The sequence below is a fragment of the Methanosarcina sp. KYL-1 genome, assembly GCF_024372725.1.
Lineage (GTDB): Archaea > Halobacteriota > Methanosarcinia > Methanosarcinales > Methanosarcinaceae > Methanosarcina.
The window spans coordinates 1-1,601 of sequence record NZ_VOUA01000061.1 but is presented as its reverse complement, the minus strand read 5'-3'; the positions used below and the strand labels follow the sequence as shown (position 1 = coordinate 1,601).

Below are 1,601 nucleotides of genomic sequence, written 5' to 3'. Positions count from 1 at the left end.
GTAACTATTCAGCCCACTGCTAAAAAAGTATTTTTTGAGCAAAATCTGCAATTATCAGGATAACAGCGGCGCTCCATTGAGCGCCGCTATAATAGCATCCATGGCATTCAGGCCATTCTTTCTAATTGAGGATATGTACGCCCTAATTCTGCAGAAAGCTACCGCTCCTTCTATGCTTCGGAAAGTTCCCGAAATTTTCTGTTGTAGCTTCATCATCCTGATGTCTCGCTCTGCTTGATTGTTATCAAACGCAACTCTCAGGTCATTGAGGAATCTTAGAATCTGTTCCTTGTATAGCATGAACCTATCAAGGAGATTCTTTGCTTTCGTTTGTGCTGTTTTTCCTCTCTTTTTCACCTGATCTTTTGTGATATCAGGAGGTGGATTTTCCTCAATGCCTTCTTGAATTATTGCTTCATATATTTCCTCGAATTCCCTTACTTTTTCCAGATCAATTGGAATTTCTATTTCCTTGCATTCGTCAGTGTACTTTTTCATCTCACTGAGAAGCTCATTTATCTTTTTGGCCCATTGCTGCTTGAAATTCTCTTCAATCCCAGTAAGTTCCCGTTTAAGATGAGCGTTGCACAGAGCATGTTCACATCCATACTTGTTGTATGATAAATATCCATCATGAACCGCTACTCCATTGTATTTCGGAAGGAATCCCAGAGCATCAATTGCTTCTCTTCCTCTTTTTGGGTGAGGGAAATAGTATGTCCATCGACTGTTTGAGACAACGTGAAGCCACCATTTTTTCCCTAAAACTCTCATTCCCGTCTCGTCACAATGGGCGGAAGGAGACGCTAATAGATGTTTCATAGCAGCTTCTTCGAAAGGTTCCAGGTTCTGGAAACATTCATTTTCTGCTCTTTTAATGGTAGCAGGGCTGATACGTATACCATAGAAGTCCTCCACTAAATCACAAGTCCTTTCGTAAGGAATCAATTGATAGTTCTTCAAATACAGAATTGAGGCTAAAAGACGAGGACCATATTGGATAGGGAATTTTATGGACTCTGGAAAAGAACCTTTGTTAACTTTCCCGCAGTGAGGACACTTCTTGATTTCACAACGATGTTCGGTAACTATGATCTGCACAGGAGGAATTTCAGCTTCTTGCCTACGTTCATAGTCCTGAACTTCAGTATCTTCAAGATCATGACCACAATTATCGCAGCATTCCGGCGAATGGTATCTTATCTAATCAGGGTTTTCAACCATTTTAAAAGTCTTTCCAGGGTGACCTTTTTGACCACCAGCTTTTTTGCCACTACTCTTACGAAGACTCTTAGGTTTTGGTTTTTCATTACAAAAAACATCAGTAGAAGGAGGTTTACTGCTATTTTGGCTGTTTTGATTCAAACGAGCCTCTAAAATTCTTACACGTTTTTCAAGTTCAGCAATCTGAGAAGCTTGTTTCTCTATGATATACTCAAGTCTCTGGATTACAGCAATAACTGCTTCAGGACCAGCTTCATAAATTTCAAGGATCTCTTCACGTGTAAGCATGATGCTGAAAAAACAATGTTATTTTATATGCAATTTTTCCTCCTTCCGAGGAAAAATTGACATTAATCAAAGTAGGGCTGAATAGTTAC

At 39.5% G+C, this 1,601-nt stretch carries 1 pseudogene; it reads right to left on the bottom strand.

Features of this window, described 5'->3' with window-relative positions:
* Positions 1-54 precede the first annotated feature (54 nt).
* Positions 55-1,512: pseudogene (locus tag FTO70_RS17865) on the bottom strand (IS66 family transposase).
* Positions 1,513-1,601 lie beyond the last annotated feature (89 nt).